This window comes from Mucilaginibacter sp. (assembly GCF_028288205.1).
Taxonomy (GTDB): Bacteria; Bacteroidota; Bacteroidia; order Sphingobacteriales; family Sphingobacteriaceae; genus Mucilaginibacter.
In genome coordinates, this window is sequence record NZ_JAQBOD010000018.1 from 107,720 (window position 1) to 127,765 (window position 20,046).

13 protein-coding genes are annotated in these 20,046 nt (G+C 42.3%); 10 read left to right on the top strand and 3 right to left on the bottom strand.

What is annotated here, in order from left to right; all coding sequences use genetic code 11:
- The 5 genes from JWR23_RS04605 (at nt 1) to JWR23_RS04625 (ending at nt 8,227) form a co-directional block, all read left to right on the top strand.
- The gene (locus JWR23_RS04605; RefSeq protein WP_299513525.1) at nt 1-1,365 is read left to right on the top strand and encodes an ATP-binding protein; all 1,365 of its coding nucleotides are present in this window, start codon (nt 1-3) and stop codon (nt 1,363-1,365) included.
- 65 nt (nt 1,366-1,430) lie between these two features.
- Complete coding sequence (locus JWR23_RS04610; protein WP_299513527.1) at nt 1,431-2,708, top strand: TolC family protein; 1,278 nt, start codon at nt 1,431-1,433, stop codon at nt 2,706-2,708.
- Nucleotides 2,709-2,733: 25 nt separating this feature from the next.
- The gene (locus JWR23_RS04615; RefSeq protein WP_299513529.1) at nt 2,734-3,831 is read left to right on the top strand and encodes an efflux RND transporter periplasmic adaptor subunit; all 1,098 of its coding nucleotides are present in this window, start codon (nt 2,734-2,736) and stop codon (nt 3,829-3,831) included.
- Between the two features lie 43 nt (nt 3,832-3,874).
- Nucleotides 3,875-7,006 carry a CusA/CzcA family heavy metal efflux RND transporter gene (locus JWR23_RS04620; RefSeq protein ID WP_299513532.1) on the top strand — a complete coding sequence of 1,044 codons (3,132 nt, stop codon included), beginning with the start codon at nt 3,875-3,877 and terminating at the stop codon, nt 7,004-7,006.
- A gap of 384 nt (nt 7,007-7,390) precedes the next feature.
- Nucleotides 7,391-8,227: a sugar phosphate isomerase/epimerase gene (locus tag JWR23_RS04625; RefSeq protein ID WP_299513534.1), complete on the top strand. Its 837-nt coding sequence runs from the start codon at nt 7,391-7,393 to the stop codon at nt 8,225-8,227.
- A 195-nt stretch (nt 8,228-8,422) separates the two neighbouring features.
- Here JWR23_RS04625 and JWR23_RS04630 read toward each other — a convergent pair whose 3' ends face one another.
- On the bottom strand, nt 8,423-8,737 hold the full coding sequence (locus tag JWR23_RS04630; RefSeq protein ID WP_299513537.1) for a hypothetical protein: 315 nt from the start codon (nt 8,735-8,737) through the stop codon (nt 8,423-8,425).
- 607 nt (nt 8,738-9,344) lie between these two features.
- On the opposite strand from JWR23_RS04630, the gene pdeM reads away from it, so the two are divergent.
- Nucleotides 9,345-10,010, top strand: coding sequence for a ligase-associated DNA damage response endonuclease PdeM (gene pdeM, locus JWR23_RS04635; protein WP_299513539.1), 666 nt, complete (start codon nt 9,345-9,347; stop codon nt 10,008-10,010).
- Here the strand turns inward: pdeM and JWR23_RS04640 are convergent.
- Together JWR23_RS04640 and JWR23_RS04645 are read right to left on the bottom strand one after the other, a co-directional pair.
- Entirely contained in the window at nt 10,007-11,146 is a 1,140-nt protein-coding gene (locus tag JWR23_RS04640; RefSeq protein ID WP_299513542.1) for a TlpA disulfide reductase family protein, read from the bottom strand. The genes pdeM and JWR23_RS04640 overlap by 4 nt on opposite strands.
- 84 nt (nt 11,147-11,230) lie before the next feature.
- Nucleotides 11,231-11,950, bottom strand: a complete 720-nt coding sequence (locus tag JWR23_RS04645) for a hypothetical protein (protein ID WP_299513544.1) — start codon at nt 11,948-11,950, stop codon at nt 11,231-11,233.
- A gap of 209 nt (nt 11,951-12,159) precedes the next feature.
- Here JWR23_RS04645 and JWR23_RS04650 point away from each other — a divergent pair, with 209 nt between their 5' ends.
- From JWR23_RS04650 to JWR23_RS04665, 4 genes are all read left to right on the top strand, one after another.
- Nucleotides 12,160-12,936, top strand: coding sequence for a succinate dehydrogenase cytochrome b subunit (locus JWR23_RS04650; protein ID WP_299513546.1), 777 nt, complete (start codon nt 12,160-12,162; stop codon nt 12,934-12,936).
- Between the two features lie 100 nt (nt 12,937-13,036).
- Nucleotides 13,037-14,971, top strand: a complete 1,935-nt coding sequence (locus JWR23_RS04655) for a fumarate reductase/succinate dehydrogenase flavoprotein subunit (protein WP_299513548.1) — start codon at nt 13,037-13,039, stop codon at nt 14,969-14,971.
- Nucleotides 14,972-15,051: 80 nt separating this feature from the next.
- The gene (locus tag JWR23_RS04660; RefSeq protein WP_299513550.1) at nt 15,052-15,843 is read left to right on the top strand and encodes a succinate dehydrogenase/fumarate reductase iron-sulfur subunit; all 792 of its coding nucleotides are present in this window, start codon (nt 15,052-15,054) and stop codon (nt 15,841-15,843) included.
- 424 nt (nt 15,844-16,267) lie between these two features.
- On the top strand, nt 16,268-20,046 hold a 3,779-nt coding region (locus JWR23_RS04665; protein WP_299513552.1), incomplete at its 3' end, for a hypothetical protein.

The following is a 20,046-nucleotide window of genomic DNA, read 5'->3' on the forward strand; positions in this document are numbered from 1 at the left end:
GTGAAAATAAAGAACAGGCTTTCGCTTTATTTTACCCTAATTGGCTCGGGCGTATTGCTGGTGGTCATGATTACTCTTTATCTTTCGGTTTATGCTATTGTACATAGTCACTTTTATACCCAGTTAAAAGATCGCGCCAATATAGCAGCCCAGCTTTACCTGGAAGCAGATGAAATTGCCCCCGACTCTTTAAGCAGGCTTCGAAACAGGTTTCTTAAAAATTTACCGGGCGAAATAATAAGGTTATATGACAGTCGTAATAGTGCGGCATTTATAAGTGACAAACACCAATATTGGGATAACAAAACAATAGATGCTGTAAGAAAGCACAAGTATTTGCAATATAGTAATCAAAATTACCAGGTAGTTGGAATTTATTATAAAGACAACCAGGGTAATTTTGTTATTCTCGTGTCTGCAGAAGATACGGAAGGAAAACATGAATTGAGCTCGATACTCCAAACAATGGTCATCCTTTTTTTAATAGTAGCTGTAATTTTATTTTTAATAAGCCAATGGTTGGCAAAAAACACACTTTCGCCAATAAAAAATGTGGTGAACCAAATGCAGCTGATAAAATCCACCAATCTTCATCTGCGGGTAAATGAAGGTAAGGGCAATGATGAAATAAGCGAGCTGGCACATAATTTTAACCGGTTACTTGAACATCTTGAAAATGCTTTTGAGATGCAAAAAACCTATGTGACTAATGCATCACATGAATTGCGTACCCCGATAACCAGTATTATTGGCGAAGTAGAACTGGCTTTGAGTAAAGAACGAAGTACGACAGAAAATAAAAAGACCCTGCAACTGGTGCTGGAAGAATCTGAAAGATTAAGAGATACGATATCGGGCTTAATGGAACTGGCACAGGTAGATATGGATTACACCATTGCTCAACAAAGCCCTGTAAGAATAGATGAGTTATTATGGGAGATACAGGAGTACTGGGCCAATAAAGCCGGGGCAGGGATATTGAAAATAAATATTGAGCACATGCCTAAGGATGAATCAACGCTAACCATTCCGGCTAATTATCAATTGCTTTTTATCGCTCTAAATAACCTTATTGGAAATGCCTTTAAGTTTTCAGGCAAAAAACCGGTTACCTGTAATTTTTATGCGGATGAATTGCTAATACGTATACAAATTATTGATTCGGGCATTGGCATACCTCATGATGATATAGAGTTGGTTTTTAAATCATTCTACAGGGGTAATAACTCCCGCAGTTTTGCCGGCAATGGTATAGGGTTGTATGTTACCCAAAAAATTATTCAATTATTCAACGGTACGCTTAATATTGAATCTGTAGAAAACCAGGGCACCAGCATAACCGTAAACTTTAACAGATCAAATTAAAATTCTAATACCATTCTAATTTAGCGCTTTAAGCATAGTTTAATTTTGTCCCTTTAAAATTAACTATGCGTTTTAAACTTGGTCTTTTTATTTTACCCCTATTTTTTCATATAACAGCTTTTAAAGCACAGGCCCAGACTGATACCCTTTCTTTAAATTTTCAGGATGCCGAAAAACAATTTTTAGCTAACAACCTAAGTTTACTTGCTCAAAAATATAATATAGAAGCATCAAAAGCTTTAATAGCCCAGGCAAAGCTATGGGATAACCCGGTACTAAGCACCGACCAGAATATTCACGATGGCAGCAGCAAAAAGTTTTTTTACCATAACAGCAATCTGGGCCAGGGGCAGGTGTTTGTGCAGCTTAGCCAGGTATTTACAACTGCCGGCAAACGGGGCAAACAGGTACAGGTAGCAAAGGATAATGCACAGGTGCAGCAAGCTGCTTTTAATGACCTGATGCGTAACCTGCACTATAACCTGCAGTTAGATTTTAGCCAGCTGGCTAATCTGATGGATCAGGCTAAGGTATACCAGATGGAAATAAGCTCGGCTGCTAACCTTGTTAACGGCATCCAAAAATCGTTTGATGCAGGCAATACTTCTATGAAGGACCTGATAAGGCTAAAAGCGCTGTTATTTGGCCTGCAAAATGATAGGATAGACAATAGCCGGCAAATTAACGACCTGCAAACCGAACTTAAGACGCTGTTAGGCGCTAAGGAAACAACGTATATTACCCCTGTTATAAATAATCAAGCAAGCCAATCGATCGGGCTGGATATTCCGGCCCTGATCGAGCAGGCTAAAGCTAACCGTGCCGATTATTTATCTAATCAATACCAGCTTAACGCGGCAACACACGATTTGGCTTATCAAAAAGCGCTGGCTGTTCCGGATATAACCTTAGGCGTATCTTATGATAAAAACAGCAGTTACGCTCCTAATTATTACGGTTTGCAAATAGGGTTGCCTCTTCCTTTTTTTAACCGAAACCAGGGGAATATCAAATCTGCAACATATAACATAAAGAGCCAGGAAAGTACATTAAAAGATAATGAGCTGAGGCTTAAAAATGAAGTTGTATCAGCCGCAAAACAATACCAGCTAACACAGGAGTTGTTTTCAACCCAGCAAGCCGAGTTTAATGAGCAGTATGATAAATTGTTTAACAATATGCTTAAAAGCTTTAAGGAAAGGCAGATAGGCTTAATTGAATTTATTGATTTTTTTGACACTTATAAAGACACCAAGCTTAAAATATTACAACAGCAATACAACCTGCAAAAAGCAATTGCTGATTTAAACTTCGCCACCGGGACAACCATAATAAAGCCTTAACTAACTATTGATAATGTACATGATAATGAAAAGAGAAACGTTTTTGATTGGTCTCTCCGGGTTGATGCTTTTAGCCGCATGCAGCCAAAAAAAAACAGATGCGCCCGAGAGTAAGCAGGTATGCGTAAGTGATTCTTTGCAAAAAATGATTACCATAGATACCGCGAAAACCAGCACCATGAAGGATGAGCTTAGCCTTTCGGGCGAAGTTTCAAACGATGATAACAACGTGGTAAAAGTCTTTCCTTTTTCAAGCGGGCAGGTTATAGCTGTAAAAGTATCCCTGGGCGATAAAGTAACAAAAGGGCAAACCCTTGCCATAATGCGCAGTGCCGATGTAGCCGGTAATTATACCGACCTGTCTTCTACCCAGTCTGATGTAGCGGTAGCAAAACGGCAATTAAGCCAGGCCGAATCATTATATAAAAATGGTATCTCGAGCGAACGTGAATATACGGAAGCTCAAGAAAATTATAATAAGGCAATAGCGGCAAACCGTAAAATAAAGCAGCAGCTTACTATAAACGGCGGGGGCAATACCAGCGAGAATGGAACGCTGGTTATAAAAGCACCGCAAAGTGGATACATTGTTGAGAAAAATATAACATCCGGCAGTTTTATCCGCCAGGATAATAGCGGCAGTATGTTCACCATATCCAATATGAAAGATGTATGGATATGGGCCAATGTTTTTGAATCAGACATCAGCAAGATTAAAACAGGCTATACTGCTAAAATAACTACCGTAGCCTATCCCGGCAAAGTATTTACGGGCAAGGTTAACGAAATAAGTTCGGTATTAGACCCTGATAATAAAGTAATGAAGATAAAGATAGCATTACCCAATCCGGACATGTTGCTGAAACCGGCAATGTTTACCAACGTAGTTGTCACTAATAATGAAAATGAGCAGGCGGTTTCTGTTCCGGCAAAGGCTATTGTTTTTGATAGCAGTAAGAATTATATAGTGATATACAATGGCAAGTGCAACCTACAGGTACGCGAAGTTGGTGTTATTAAAATTGTTAATGATATAGCCTACATAGCATCGGGCTTAAAACCCGGCGAAAGGGTTATATCAAAAAACCAATTGCTACTGTATGAGGCCCTAAGCGGCAATTAAGCTACTATCACTGCACTTAACTATTTACATTCAAGCCATTACAATGAATAAATTCATTAAAAACATAATTTATTTTTCACTAAAACACCGCTATTTTGTGTTTTTTATGACTGCCATATTGGTAGTAATAGGCATATGGAGCTATAGTAATACCCCTATTGAAACTTTCCCGGACGTAACCAATACGCAGATCATTATTATAGCCCAGTGGCCGGGGCGAAGTGCGGAGGAAGTAGAAAAATTAATAACCATCCCCATTGAAACGGTGATGAATTCGGTACAAAAAAAATCAAATCTGCGCACAACATCGGCTTTTGGCTTATCCTATACCCGTATTATTTTTGATGATGACGTTGACGATGCTTTTGCCCGCCAGCAGGTACTAAGCAGGCTGGCTAACGCCGACTTGCCCGACGGTGTAAAACCCGAAATTGAACCACCCTACGGCCCAACAGGCGAAATTTACCGGTATACGCTAAAAAGTAAAACCAAATCACTCCATGAACTTACCGCCATACAGGATTGGGTGCTTGACCGCCAGTTTAAATCAGTTCCGGGTGTTGCAGATGTAAACAGCTTTGGGGGCGAAGAAAAGGCTTATGAGGTAAGTGTTAACCCTGCGTTGCTGCAAAAGTATGGATTAACCTCGTTAGATGTTTTTACGGCAATTAACCGCAGTAATATTAACGTTGGGGGCGATGTGATAGAGAAAAACGACCAGGCTTATGTGGTAAGGGGCATAGGGCTTATTAACAATATTGAAGAGATGCAAAACATCATCATTAAAAATGTTAATAATGTGCCTATACTTACTAAGGATGTTGCTGAAATAAAAGAAGCGGGGCTGCCACGCCTTGGGCAAGTGAGCCGGGATAAACAAAAAGATGTAATAGAAGGCATTATTGTAATGCGAAAAGGCGAGAACCCGGCAGAGGTGCTTAACCGCGTACGTGCCAAAGTGCAGGATCTTAATGATAATGTATTGCCAAAAGATGTAAAGATTGATACCTTTTACGACCGTACCAACCTGATGGATTATTGTACCGAAACAGTGATACATAATTTACTGGAAGGTATTGTATTGGTAACTGTAATTGTGTTTTTGTTTATGGCAGATTGGCGCACTACGCTCATAGTAGCCATCATTATACCTTTATCTTTATTATTCGCCTTTATATGTATGCGTATAAAGGGCATGAGCGCCAACCTGCTATCAATGGGCGCGGTTGATTTTGGTATTATTATAGATGGCGCGGTAGTAATGGTTGAGGGCATTTTTGTAGCGCTTGATCACAAAGCCAAAGAAGTTGGCATGCAAAAGTTTAACGGGCTGGCTAAGCTGGGGCTGTTTAAAAATGTCGGCGCCGAAATGGGAAAGGCCATCTTCTTTTCAAAACTCATTATTATTACCTGCCTTATTCCAATTTTCGCATTTCAAAAGGTAGAGGGTAAAATGTTTTCGCCTTTGGCTTATACTTTAGGTTTTGCTTTGTTGGGCGCATTAATATTTACATTAACGCTGGTGCCCGCTTTATCAAGCATCCTGTTAAATAAAAACGTTCGCGAAAAACATAATGTTGTAGTGTTGTTTTTTGAGAACGGCATACGGCGGATGTTTGGCTACACCTATAAGCACCCTAAAAAAAGTATTCTCGTAGCTGTTATTTTTATGGCTTTAACTTTCTTTTCAGCAAAATTCCTGGGAACGGAGTTTTTACCCGACCTGAACGAGGGTGCATTATGGGTAGAGGCAGAATTGCCAATGAGCGTATCATTGCCCGAGGCCGAAAGCATTAACCAAAAAATGATGCAAATGCTGGCCAGGTTTCCCGAGGTAAAACAAACATTGGCGCAGGTGGGGCGTACCAATGATGGTACAGACCCAAAAGGGTTTTTTGATGTACAGATACAGGTTGACCTAAAAAATAAAAAGGAATGGCCAAAAGGCGTTTCAGAGGATGATCTGATAGACCAGATGGATACGCAACTAAAAAAAATTCCGGGTACTGTATTTAACTATTCGCAGCCTATACGTGATAATGTGGAAGAAGCCGTTGCCGGTGTTAATGCCGCGCTTGCCGTAAATATATTTGGTACCGATTTTAAGGTGCTTGATGAAAAAGCTGATGAAATAATGAAGGTCTTAAAAACTGTAAAAGGTATTGATGATTTGGGTGTATTGCGTAATTTGGGTCAGCCGGAGTTTAGGATAGAACTGGATCAGCGTAAAATGGCGTTATATGGTGTTGCTACTGCTGATGCAAATTCTGTAATTGAAATGGCCATTGGCGGCAAGGCGGCAACAGAGCTTTATGAGGGTGAGCGCAGGTTTGACATCAGGGTGCGCTATCAAAAACAATTTCGTGATACACAGGATAAAATTGAGAACCTGATGGTTCCAACACTAAACGGATCAAAAATAGCAATAAAGGAAATAGCCACCATTAAAGTACTTACCGGCCCGGCTTTTATTTACCGGGATAATAACATGCGGCATATCGCGGTAAAGTTTTCAAACAGGGGCCGTGATCTGGGCAGTACCATTGCCGAGGCACAACAAAAAGTGAACCGCCTGGTAAAGCTCGACCACGGATATTCGACACAATGGGTAGGTGAATTTGAAAACCAAACGCGTGCATCAAACACCCTGGCGCACGTGGTACCTATTTGTTTGCTGGTCATCTTTTTAATACTATTCATCACCTTTGGCAATGTTAAAGACGCCTCATTAGTTATTATGAATGTGCCATTTGCATTAATCGGGGGCATATTGGCATTGCATATTACCGGCATTAACTTTAGCATATCAGCAGGCATTGGCTTTATCGCGCTATTTGGCGTATGTATTCAAAATGGGGTTATCTTAATATCGGTGTTCCGTAAAAACCTGGCAGAACGCATGCCATTAGATACAGCAATACTTGAAGGTGTGATATCCCGTGTGCGCCCCGTGGTAATGACGGCTTTAATGGCTGCAATAGGTTTAATGCCGGCAGCAATATCAACAGGTATAGGCAGCGAAACACAAAAGCCGCTTGCCGTTGTAGTTATAGGCGGGTTAATCACATCCACCATACTTACATTATTGATATTGCCGGTTATTTATGCATTAGTGCATCAATTAATACATAAACGTGAGAACAGAAAGCTCCTGAAAAAAATAGGTGCTGTGTGAACCTGATAAATTATATTGAACTTATAGACACAGCAACATTTAAAAAAACAGCTAAAAGAGGGGGCTTAAATAAGTCCCCTCTTTTTTTGAAACAAAGTTTAACCAGGCAGAAACATTCTTTATCCAGATATTGTTGATCTCAATACAGCAATTATATGCCCCCCAATAGCCATACCTATAACCTATGTAATGTTATTGTGACCATTCTAAAAAATTGGGCCTAATATTCTTAAATCGGGTAAAAAGCATTAATATTGATTTAGTAACCTGTTATAAACCAATTATTATCAATTACGTTAATGCCTAAAAACTTACCCTTTATAAGGCTTTGGCGGAATTAAATTTAACGAATGATATAATATTCAAATCATTAAAAACAACTAAATGAACAAACGCGATTTTTTAAAAAACATGGGGGCACTGGCTGTTGGATCAGTACTGTTACCTTCCTTTAAATTTGCACCAAAAAAAATTAAAGATCCGGGCATACAGTTGTACACCTTCCGCAAGGAAATGATGACCGACCCTAAAGGGACCTTAAAAATAATAGCCGACCTTGGCATTAAGCAAGTTGAATCTGCATCAAGTAATTTAGGGTTGTTTTATGGTTTGAAACCCGAAGAAATGAAACAGACCTGTAAAGATCTGGGTATGACGCTGCGCAGCGGACACTGCAGTATTGACGGCAAATGGCAAAGCACCATTGAGCAGGCGGCATTATCCGGGCAGGAATATCTTATTGCCTCTACACTGCCTTACCAGGGACAAACCACGGCTAACTATCAAAAAATAGCCGAAAGGTTTAATAAAGCCGGCGAAGAATGTAAGGCAGCAGGTATTAAATTTGGCTTCCATAATCATAATGCCGAATTTCAGACGGATAAAGATACCGGTGATGTTTTGTATGATGTAATGCTTAAAAACACAGACCCTAAACTGGTACATATGGAAATGGACCTTGGCTGGGTATTAGCCGCCGGAAAGGACCCGTTTGAATACTTTAAAACATACGGAGCACGTTTCCCGCTATGGCACTTAAAGGATATGAAAGGAAAGCGCAGTACAGAATTTGGTAATGGCACCCTTGATATTGTGGGCATACTAAAACACAGCAAAGATGCCGGCATGAAATACTTCTTTATCGAGCAGGAAGAATATCCTGTATCGGCTTTAGATAGTATGAAGATAAATATGGAGTACCTTAAAAAGATTGATTATTAATAGTAAGATTTTATTAAACCTTCTCCCCAAGCAGGGCTACTATGTGGACATATCCTTTTTAAACAAAATGTTATTTCGAGTGGTAAAATTAGGAAAATTCTGCAGGGGAAATGATATAAGAGCGTTGTCATCCTGAGCCGGGTTTTAATAAACATGTCATGGGTATAGGACAGGAATCGCACGGCCTCAAGTTTTTTATTGCATCGCCAAACTCTGGTTCGGTCGTGGGTCCTCGGGCAAAATTTCCATTTCCGGGAATTCAATATACTCGGCATACCATTGTATGGCACCAACCACATCTAAAGCATCTTCGGCCGAAATGTCTATTGTCTCAAATGCATAAAGTCTGTTATTGGCATAGCCAAAAAGCTGTATTTCGTTACTATTAGCTATAAATTTATCCTCATCAAGACAATACACTCTTATTTTCAATTCGGTATCTCTCGAATGAATTATATCTCTGCAAGGGTTATTAGGATCGGTCGCTAATAGATATACATTGTACTCCATATTTTTTTAACAATGCTAATGGCGGATAGTTTCAGGTTTTATTTATTGATAATCGGTTAAATTCTTGAGTTACTATTAATAACAAGTATTTAGTTAAAATACCTGTGGGATATTTTGTGTAAAATTTACCCTAATTGGAGAAAAGATTTTCCGACCCCAAAATAGCTGAATACTAACGGTCTTGCTTTTGGGGGTTTATGTAACATGCATATTACAACTGGCATTTATTTTGCCTGTATACAAGTAATTAATGCCCTTCTAAAAGGGCTGTTTTTCATAGGTAGATGTAGGGCCGAAACACTGCGAGAGTTTTTCGGCCCTTTTTTGTGGATTAAACTTTTTCTTTCTGTATGGCGGCGATTACTCACCCGATCATCGCTTTGCTAGATCACCTCCTTCGGCAAGCTGAAAAGAGGGTTGTCCTCTGCTAACTCAAAAAGATTTGTCAACTTTTTAAAAGTTGACAAATCTACTTAATTACCCTCTTTCCGCTCAGTGGCGAAGAGAGGCCGTGTAAGAAATGCCGCGGGGTGAGTCTGAGCGGTTGTGTTTTAGTGCGCGCATTAGTTTCTTATAATAGAACCTACTTTTACTACTTTTGCACGCTATGACGATAAGTGCGGGTATTCCGTTTAAATTACTGAACCAGGACCTTCTTTTATTACCGCAGCGGGCCATTTACTGGCAGCAGGAAAAAACATTAATTGCAGCCGATGTGCATTTAGGCAAGGTGGGGCATTTCCGCAAAGCGGGAATAGCTGTGCCGCGCGATATGGAACAGGGCGACCTGGCCGTACTGTCTGACCTGATAGATGAATACCGGCCTCAAAAAATATTGTTCCTGGGCGATCTGTTTCATAGTGATATGAATGCCGATTGGGACTGGTTCGCGCTATGGCGGCAGCAATTTCCTAAACTGGCAATTGATCTGATACGTGGTAACCATGACATTGTACATGACAGTCATTACACTGAACTGAACGTAACGTTACATGATGAACTTTTAACGGGGCCATTCCTGATGCTGCATCATCCGGTACCCGAACCTAAATTGGCGTTGGCGGACAGCTATGTTTTTTGCGGCCACATACACCCGGGTGTAAATTTAACGGGCAGGGGCCGCCAGAGCTTAACCCTGCCTTGTTTTGCCTTTGGCGATAAGCAGGCTATATTACCCTCGTTTGGCAGGTTTACCGGCCGTGTAGCTATCCGCAGCCGCGAAACCGACCGCATATTTGCCGTGCTGTGGGATAAAGTGATCGCTATTGATTAATGAGTTTTAAGGTAATTGGCTACGCTTCCTGCCACGTCATTAAAATCTTTTACATGCTCAATTATATGCCCCTGACCATCCAGCAGGCAATAGGCCGGGATGCTTTTTATACCCCAGCTATCTGCATTTGGCGAATCATCTCCTTTAAGATCTGATATTTGGGGCCAGGTCATCTTATCGGCAGTTATAGCGGTGGTCCACCTGTTTTTTTCTGTATCAAATGATATGCTGACAATTCCAAAACCTTTATCGCCAAATTTGGATAATAAACCGGTTATCATATACTGATGATTATCACGGCTGGTGCCATTTGTTGAGCGCCAAAAATCAAGCAGTATGATCTTTTTGTTCATGGCTTTAATATCAAGCGTTTTTCCATCAGGAGTTGTGCCGGCAATAGTTGGCGCTGATGCCCCTGCGGATACATTAGCCAGCGGCTTTAACTTACTTTCCAGTTCTTTGCCATCACCACTGCTTTTGGCGGCCGAACTTAGTTTCTGAAAAATAGTATAAAACTCAGCCGGGTTGTTTTGATAATCCATTTGCAGCATAATGTGCGGAGCTATCTCATTTTCAGGATATTTATTTATAAAAGCATTTAAAATGGTTAGTTCATCAACCCGGTTTGCCTTTTGCTCATCCGCATGGAGTTTAGCAGTCATGGCGGCATGCTCATCTAAAGTTACCGCCTGGTTTTCAAGCCCTTTAATTTGACTATGTATGGCAATAACCTTTTTCCGCCCCTCATTATTAATTGAATCGGCTAAAGCATTATAGGCCGATAGCTCGGTTTGCTTTTTTGATAACGAGGTAATTAACGGGTAGTTATTTATATTTTTAGGGTCGATGTTAATGCTGTATTCGCCGGGCTGTAAATAGATATCAACCCTGCGTGTTGTGGCCGACCCTAATGAATAAACCAGCTTATAATAGCCTGAATATTGCAAAAAGCTCTTGCTGATATTAAATTTTCCTGCCGAAATATCTGTACTGTAAACATTATTGTTGGCTTGGTCCCTTATCATAACATGACCAAAATTGGCTCCGGTCGCGGTGCCGGTAATTGTAATATCGCCTTGCGAACGGTCACATCCTGCAAATAATAAAACCAGTAAAATTAAGCTGACGTATTTCATTTGGTATAGATAATTAGTTGCTACTAATGTAATACTACTGCGGCTATCCGCAAAAAATAAATCAGTTTAAACAGGCTAAAAAATTTACTTGTTTGTTAAGTTATTTGCCCTTTCCAATAAACCCTTTGCCGCCTTTCCTTCGGGGCTCTCTTTAGCAGCCGAACTTAATTTTTGAAAAATCCTATAGTAACTATCCGGATTGCTCATATAGGCGTTATTTAATACAATAATACGGGGTGTAATACTATTATCAGGATACTTATCTACAAATGCCGAAAGCACAATTGTTGCTAATTTTAGCTGCTGCTGCTCTGCTTCCTTGTATTTGTTAACCAAGTTGTTATAAGCATCGGCGGGTAACATTTGGCTTTTAGGGTCTTTTAACTGCGCATTTAAATCGGCTGCTTTTTTACTTAGCTCATCTTTTGTCTTATCAAATAAATGATAATAAGCCGTTAACTCGTTTTGTTTTTTTACGGTGGATTGAATATCAGGGTACTTATAGGGTTTATCACGGTCAAACGTAACAGTATACTTTCCAGGCTGCAGGTAAACATCAAACGCCAGCATGCCCAGTTTATCATTATTTACCGACATATAACCATACGTGCCGTTGTTATATTCACTGCTTACGGTAAATGTTCCGGATTTAATAGCTGTTTTACAAATTGTCGAATCGCTTATATTCTTAATTATAAACTCGCCATCATTAATGCCCGGTGTTATTCCGGTAAATTCAATAGTTGGTTTTTGGGTACAGCCTGCAGCCAGTATAGCCAGGCTTAATGCAAAGAAACACTTCATAAAATAAGGTGTAATTAATGGGTTCGAAGATAATATAGCGGTTGGCATTCGGTAAAATATTAACAAATATTAACAATATTTTTGACTAAAAATGACCCTGTTTTTAGATTGTTTCTAAATAACTGTTTGCCCGCTAATTCATAAAAAGCATTTATATCTTTTGGTATTTAATAAATACTTTTGCGTAAATATTCATTTACAATAAAATAATGAGCGAAATTAAACAAACCTTTAACTCATCGCTGGGCAAAAAGCTAATTATGGCTTTAACAGGCTTGTTTTTGTGCACTTTTATTATAGTGCACCTGGGCGGCAACCTGTTCCTGTTTAAAAATGACCAGGGTTATGGGTTTAATGTGTATGCTAACTTTTTAACACACTTCCCTCCTATCGAGGTAGTTGCCTACCTGCTGTACCTGGCTATATTGGTACACGCGCTTTATGCGTTGATATTGACAATCAATAATCGCAAATCGCGCCCGGTAGCTTACGCGGCACAAACCAAATCGCCGGCATCATGGTCGTCAAAAAACATGGGGCTGTTAGGTTCTATCCTGTTCCTGTTCCTGGTGATACATATGGGCGATTTCTGGTACAAATACAAATTTACCGATACTGTAGGTTTTAAAGAGTACCGCACCAACGTGCTAACCAATGAGCGTATCGTGAATGACTTTAAACCTGCCGATCCAACTTTCGAGCATTCATCAACAACAGAAAATGATGTAGAGATTGTTCGTGTTAAAGATCTGCATACTAAAGTGGCAAGCAGCTTTAGCCAGTTATGGTATGTTATTGTTTATGTAATTGCAATGGGCGCATTATCGTTCCATTTGCTGCATGGTTTCCAGAGCGCTTTCCAAACCCTGGGGTGGACACATAGGAAATATACCCCTATAGTGAAATTTATTGGCAAATGGTTCTTCGCGATAATTATACCGTTAGGGTTTGCCTTAATGCCGATAGTTTATTATTTTTTTAAATAGTTGATGAGTTGAATATGTTGATTGAGTTAAGTAATTGAATAGGTTGTTTTAAATAATAAAACCACTCACTAAATCACCCAATCAACTAAAAACATAAAATATGAGTTTAGAAGCTAAAATTCCACCCGGCCCGTTAGCCGAAAAATGGAGCAAGCATAAATTTAACTTAAAGCTGGTTAACCCCGCTAATAAGCGTAAATACGATGTAATAGTTGTAGGTACCGGTTTAGCAGGCGCGTCAGCAGCAGCATCGCTGGCCGAGTTGGGTTATAATGTAAAAGCGTTTTGTTTTCAGGATAGTCCGCGCCGCGCGCACTCTATTGCTGCGCAGGGGGGTATAAATGCTGCCAAAAATTACCAGAACGATGGCGACAGCGTATACCGTTTATTTTACGATACCATTAAGGGTGGCGATTACCGTGCCCGCGAAGGAAACGTTTACCGCCTGGCAGAAGTATCTGTAAACATTATAGACCAATGTGTAGCCCAAGGCGTACCATTTGCCCGTGAGTATGGCGGCTTGCTTGATAACCGGTCATTCGGTGGCTCGCAGGTATCGCGTACGTTTTATGCAAGGGGGCAAACAGGACAACAATTATTATTAGGTGCATACTCGGCATTAAACCGCCAGATACATAAGGGTAAGGTAAAAATGTATACCCGTACCGAAATGCTTGACGTAGTAACTGTGGACGGCCATGCAAAAGGTATCATCACCCGTAACTTAACAAACGGCCAGATTGATACCCATACCGGCCATGCTGTACTATTGTGTACAGGTGGTTATGGCAACGTGTTTTATTTATCTACCAACGCGATAGGATCAAACGTTACGGCAGCATGGCGCGCGCATAAACGAGGTGCTTTCTTTGCCAATCCTTGCTATACGCAAATACACCCAACCTGTATCCCAGTTACCGGCGATCATCAGTCTAAGCTTACGCTGATGTCGGAATCGTTACGTAACGATGGGCGTGTTTGGGCGCCAAAAACTGTCGAAGTAGCCGAGAAACTCCGCAAAAAAGAAATCACTGCCGCCCAGGTAAAAGAGGATGACCGCGATTACTTTTTAGAAAGAAAATACCCGTCATTTGGTAACCTGGTGCCGCGCGATGTGGCATCGCGTAACGCTAAAGAAATGGTTGATGATGGACGTGGTGTAGGCGGATCGGGCTTTGCAGTTTTCCTTGACTTTGCCGACGCGATCAATCGCCTGGGCCAGGAAGCGGTTGCTGCCAAATATGGTAACCTGTTTGATATGTACTATCAAATTACCGACGAGGACCCTTACAAACAACCTATGCGTATTTACCCTGCCGTGCATTATACCATGGGCGGCCTTTGGGTTGATTATAATTTAAGTACCAACGTACCGGGCCTATATGCTTTGGGCGAGTGTAACTTTAGCGACCACGGCGCAAACCGCTTAGGCGCCTCGGCCCTGATGCAGGGATTAGCCGATGGTTATTTTGTTATCCCATACACTTTGGGCGATTATTTGGCTACTATCGGTCCAAAACCGGTTGACGCCGGCCACCCTGCCTTTGCTAAAACAAAACAGGATGTGGTTGATCGTATTAACAGCTTGTTAGCGCTAAACGGTACTAAAACGGTTAACGAATATCACCGCGACCTTGGCCATATTATGTGGGAGTATTGCGGCATGGCACGTACCGAAGAGGGCCTGACCAAAGCTAAAGGATTGATACAGGCCCTGCGAGCCGATTTCTGGAAGAACGCCAAAGTAGTTGGCGCTAACGACGAAGTAAACGCGGCCCTTGAAAAAGCCGGCCGCGTAGCCGATTTCCTGGAGCTTGGCGAACTAATGGTTGACGACGCCCAAATGCGTAAAGAATCATGCGGCGGTCACTTCAGGTTAGAATCGCAAACCGAAGAGGGTGAAGCTTTAAGAGATGACGATAATTTTGCTTTCGTTGGTGCATGGGAATACAAAGGCGATAATCAGCCGGAAGTATTGAATAAAGAAACATTGGATTTTGAATTTGTGCATTTAACACAAAGAAGTTATAAATAGTGAATGGTTGAATAAGTTGATTGAGTTAAATGGTTAAAACCACTCACTTAATCAACCTAATCAACTCAAAACTTAAACATATGAGTGGAAACATGAATCTGACGCTTAAAGTATGGCGTCAAAAGGATGCAAAAAGTACCGGCAAAATGGTGACTTACAAGGCCGAGAATATCTCGCCGGATATGTCATTTTTGGAAATGCTGGATGTGGTGAACGAAAGCCTGATCCTGAAGAATGACGAGCCGATACATTTTGACCATGATTGCCGCGAAGGTATTTGCGGTATGTGCTCGCTATATATTAATGGCCGTCCGCACGGACCAAAACGTGCCATAACTACCTGCCAGCTGCACATGCGTAGCTTTCATGATGGCGAAACCATTACCATAGAGCCATGGCGCGCGGCAGCGTTCCCGGTTATAAAGGATCTGGCGGTAGATCGTTCTGCTTTTGATCGTATACAACAGGCAGGCGGTTACGTATCGGTTAATACCGGCGGCGTGCCTGATGCTAACGAACTGCTGATCCCTAAAGTTATTGCTGACGAGGCCTTCAACTCGGCCACCTGTATAGGTTGCGGCGCTTGTGTGGCGGCATGTAAAAATGCTTCGGCTATGCTGTTTGTATCGGCCAAGGTATCGCAAATGGCTTTACTACCACAAGGCCAGCCCGAGCGCTGGAGCCGTGTGCAAAGCATGGTTGCCCAAATGGACGAAGAAGGCTTTGGTAGCTGTACCAATACCGGCGCTTGCGAGGCAGAATGCCCTAAAGAAATTACGCTTACCAATATCAGCCGCATGAATAACGACTACTTCAGTGCCAAACTTTTCCGCGAAGAAAAAGTGCATGACCATAGTGGCGGCGGCGAATAATATTTGAAACTCACAACAATTATAGATTTGACAACTTTTAAAAAGTTGTCAAATCTTACTACACAAAAGGCTCGGAAAGTATTTTCGGGCCTTTTGTGGTTTTAAGTGTAGTTGCAACTACAGTGCGAAAACATTGTTGCAACTACAGCATGCAAAGCCTATTATTTGTTGCCATTTTAAAACCGGCACAAACTAAAGGGCAAGTATTTGCCGGAACTATTCCCGGTGCGTGGATAAACTTCCACACTATCTCCCTGTTTCCTCTAAAATAATTGCTTATCACGCACATGGCTTAACTGGTATCCCTTTTGATAACTAAAGCAAATACAATCATCGATTAGTTCATAATAATTAAGTCTTTATAAATTATTAATTAAAAATGAAAGCGGAGTTTGATACTCCGTTTTCTGCCTAAACCAGTTTTATGTCCGGAAAAAAATTTTACAGCAGTGCCAAATTGTTTTTTAACCAAAGGCATTTAAAACGGCTATTATCAGTCACCTTTTTTCTGATTTTTTCCCTGTCATTATTAACGTTAAATGTAAAAGCTCAAACACCCGGGCTAATTTATAAACCGGCAACGAACGGCGGTAGGGTCATATTGGATCCTAATCTTGATGGTTACACATCAGCTACTGCCAGCGGTTTCCAGGGCGGGATTGATTATGGCGCTCAGAGTGAGTTGAAAATGGTTGCCATTCCCCAGGGAACAACCGAGCCTGTGGCGGATTTGAGTACAGGAGGGGCCGGCGGGCAAACCGATTTAGTTGGCGGCAGTAATTCTGTTTATGTATTGAACGATGGTACCAACCTGATCATTCGTTTCCGGATTGGAAAAAACTCTTCAGCATCCAAAGGCTATTGCCTGATGATTGATTTAAATGGGAAATTTGGTCCCACCGACCCTAATTATACGACTACAAATATGGGGTTTGAAAAAGAGGTAACGCTGGAAACCAACTTTGGCGTAGTAGTTACCGACCTTGTTACTAACACCAGCGTAACTTATAATTATGATGACCACCACCAGCGTTCCATTTCCGCTACAACTATTAGTGGTAATACAAACGTCTTTTACGACTTTTATGTACCTATATCCGCTATTACATCTACCCCTGCTACCACCGCAATGCGATTTGCTGCGACCACAATTACCAGCGCGAAAACCGGAACATCAGGAACTGTATCTGATATCAACGGTATAGCTGACCAAACCTATAGCGGTAATACGGTAGCCGCTTTAAGCACAGCTATTACCACTTTTCCGGCTACAACCCTGACGGGAATGACTTCGGGTTCTACTTTTACAGCATCCCTTACTAGCGCCCCGGTTATTACCAGCGCTATCGCTGCAAATTACTCTTCAATCTCGGGCACCAGCCTTGAAGCGAATAATACAACGATTACCCTGTACCGAAAAGTAGGAGCGGGGGCTTATACATCGTTCGGAACTGCGCTGGTCACAGGGGGGATCTGGACCTATCCTGCAGGAATAACGCTCACGGCGGGCGACCTTATTTATGCCACGGCAACAGCCGGCGTGAATAGTGAATCGTTGGCTTCTAATATAATGACGGTATCGGGTCCGGCACTTTGTTATACGCCTGCGCCGGTAATTACTGGTGGCAGCAATGGTTCACAAACTATATCGGGTACCTGGACTGACGGAGTAACCACTACCGGTACTACTGTAAGAATTCGGTTCTGGCAGCAAATCGCGAATACAAATACATTCGCGGAGGTAGGCCCCGTTGGATCAACGGGACTAACTCCCGCAACACCCTCTCTTGTTACATTTACAGGTACCAGCGGTGTGTTTAGTATTTCAGGTATTCAGACCAGCCAAACTTTATTTAAGCAGGGTGCAATATATGCTACTGCAACTCTTGCTAACTGTTCATTAGGTTCAGGTTATTCGAATTCAGATCTTACATCTATATCTGGAAGTAGTGGAACAGATACACCCGCGCCTACTATTACAACGTCGTCTATAACTGCATCCACAGGATCAACAAACGTTACCGTTCAAAGTAATTTTTCGTCCTCATATTTACTATTATTTGTAAACGGAACACAAGTGGCAGCAAATACCACTACTGCTACAGCCACCGGCTCCAGTATTACCTTAAGCTATACCGGTTTTAATGCCGGGGATATAGTAACAGCCCGCGCTATAGCAAGCACTGGCAGTAACTATTTATCTGCTGCATCTAATGCCATAACGGTAACTGCCGCAGTGGCAGTTCAATCAACCGCGCCTATAATTACCGGAAACTATTATTCCGGTACAGGTAAAACGGTATCAGGAACTTCGGTAGAGCAATCGGGTTCAACCATAACCTTATACAAAGCAGGTTCTACCGTATTGGGAACAACAACCGTAAACGGTTTCGGAAACTGGACGGTAACCGGGCTTACCTTAACTGCGGCCGATGCCCTAACCGCCAAAGTGACCGCGTTAGGGAAAACAATTAGCAATGCTTCCAATACCGTGACCGTTCTTGCCGCGGCATCAGCTCCTGTAGCGCCAATATTAACCGGCCCCATACAGGCAGGTGATCTTTCTATTTCAGGAACGGGTGGAGCTGGTATGGTAACTGTTTATGTAGATGGCCAAATACTCGGTACGGTCACCTCTGCAAGCGCATGGTCACTATCTGTCCTCGCCACTGACATCTATAAAGGAGCAGTTATCTATGCCACCAATACCAATACTACCACATTGCTGGAAAGTGCTAGCTCGAATACTGTGACTGCGACAGGTGTGGATCACTTTCTTATTGAGGCCAATGGCGGGGGCAATATTGCCACCCAAACCGCCGGTGTTGCTTTTCCGATCCAAATTTCGGCCAGAAACATTGCTCCTGGTAATACACTCTTCAATACCTATACCGGTACAAACGTGATTTCTTCGGCTTCAACCGTGATAGGCGGCGGTGGCCCTACCGGCGCTTTTACGGCTGGCGCGCTAACCGGTTGGAATATGACCCTAACCACTGCCGGAACCTATACGTTAACCACTTTAAGTACCGGTGACCCGACTACAATCGGCACATCAAACAGCTTTGTTATAGGCCCCGGCCCTGCAAATAAACTGGCTGTAAAAACCCAGCCATCAGCAACTGTACTCAGCCAGGTTTATCTGGCTCAGCAGCCGGCCATTTATATTCAGGACCAATACGGGAATAACGTCACCACCGATAATACAACCCAGGTTACGGTTTCTCTGGCATCAGGTACCGGAACATTGAACGGCCAGTCAACCGTAACAGCTGTTAATGGCGTAGTTACTTTTACCGGCCTTTCCATAACCGGAACGGGCAGCTTTACGCTTGGTTTTGCTAAAACTGGTTTAACCGGGGCAACTTCCGGCAGTATAACGGTTTCAGCAAATACGCCTGCCTCGCCATCTGCTCTTTCCTATACAACGCCAAATGTTTACACGATAAATAATGCGATAACAGCGATAAATCCAACAGTTACCGGAACAATAACCAGCTATACCGTCAGCCCGTCGCTGCCAACCGGCTTAAGTATCAATGCAGGTACGGGTATTATTTCAGGCACCCCTACCACCAGCGCGGCGTTAGCCGTTTATACAGTTACCGCCCATAACGGTACCGGAACTACATCTTTTGGTATAACCATTACTGTAAATTCACTGGCGGCAACTCAACTTACCATTACCACGCAGCCATCGGCCGCAGCTCAAAGCGGGGCCGCTTTTGCCCAGCAACCGATCATCCAGTTACGGGATGGCTCCAGCAACCCGATAAGCCAGGCAGGTATAAATGTTACTGCTGCCATACTTACCGGCGGAGGAACACTTGGCGGAACAGTTACGGTTCAAACCAATGCAAGCGGCGTTGCAACCTTTACCGATCTTAATATTTCGGGCACTATTGGCGACCGCACACTGCAATTTACTTCTTCAGGACTAACTTCAGTTACTTCAAATACCATTACACTTAGCGCGGGCGCAGCAGCAGTCATCCGCGTAGAAACCGCAGCAGACGGAACAGGCACGACTATTACCGCACAGAACCTTACTTCAGGCAATACTTTAACCGGCTATTCAATTACGCGTGATGCGGCAGGCAACTTTGTAGCCAACGCAGCGGGTACGTGGTCGTTAACCAATAAAACACTTGGCGCAGCTGATGCCAACCTGGTTGCCGCAGGCGATAACAAGAGCGCGGTGAT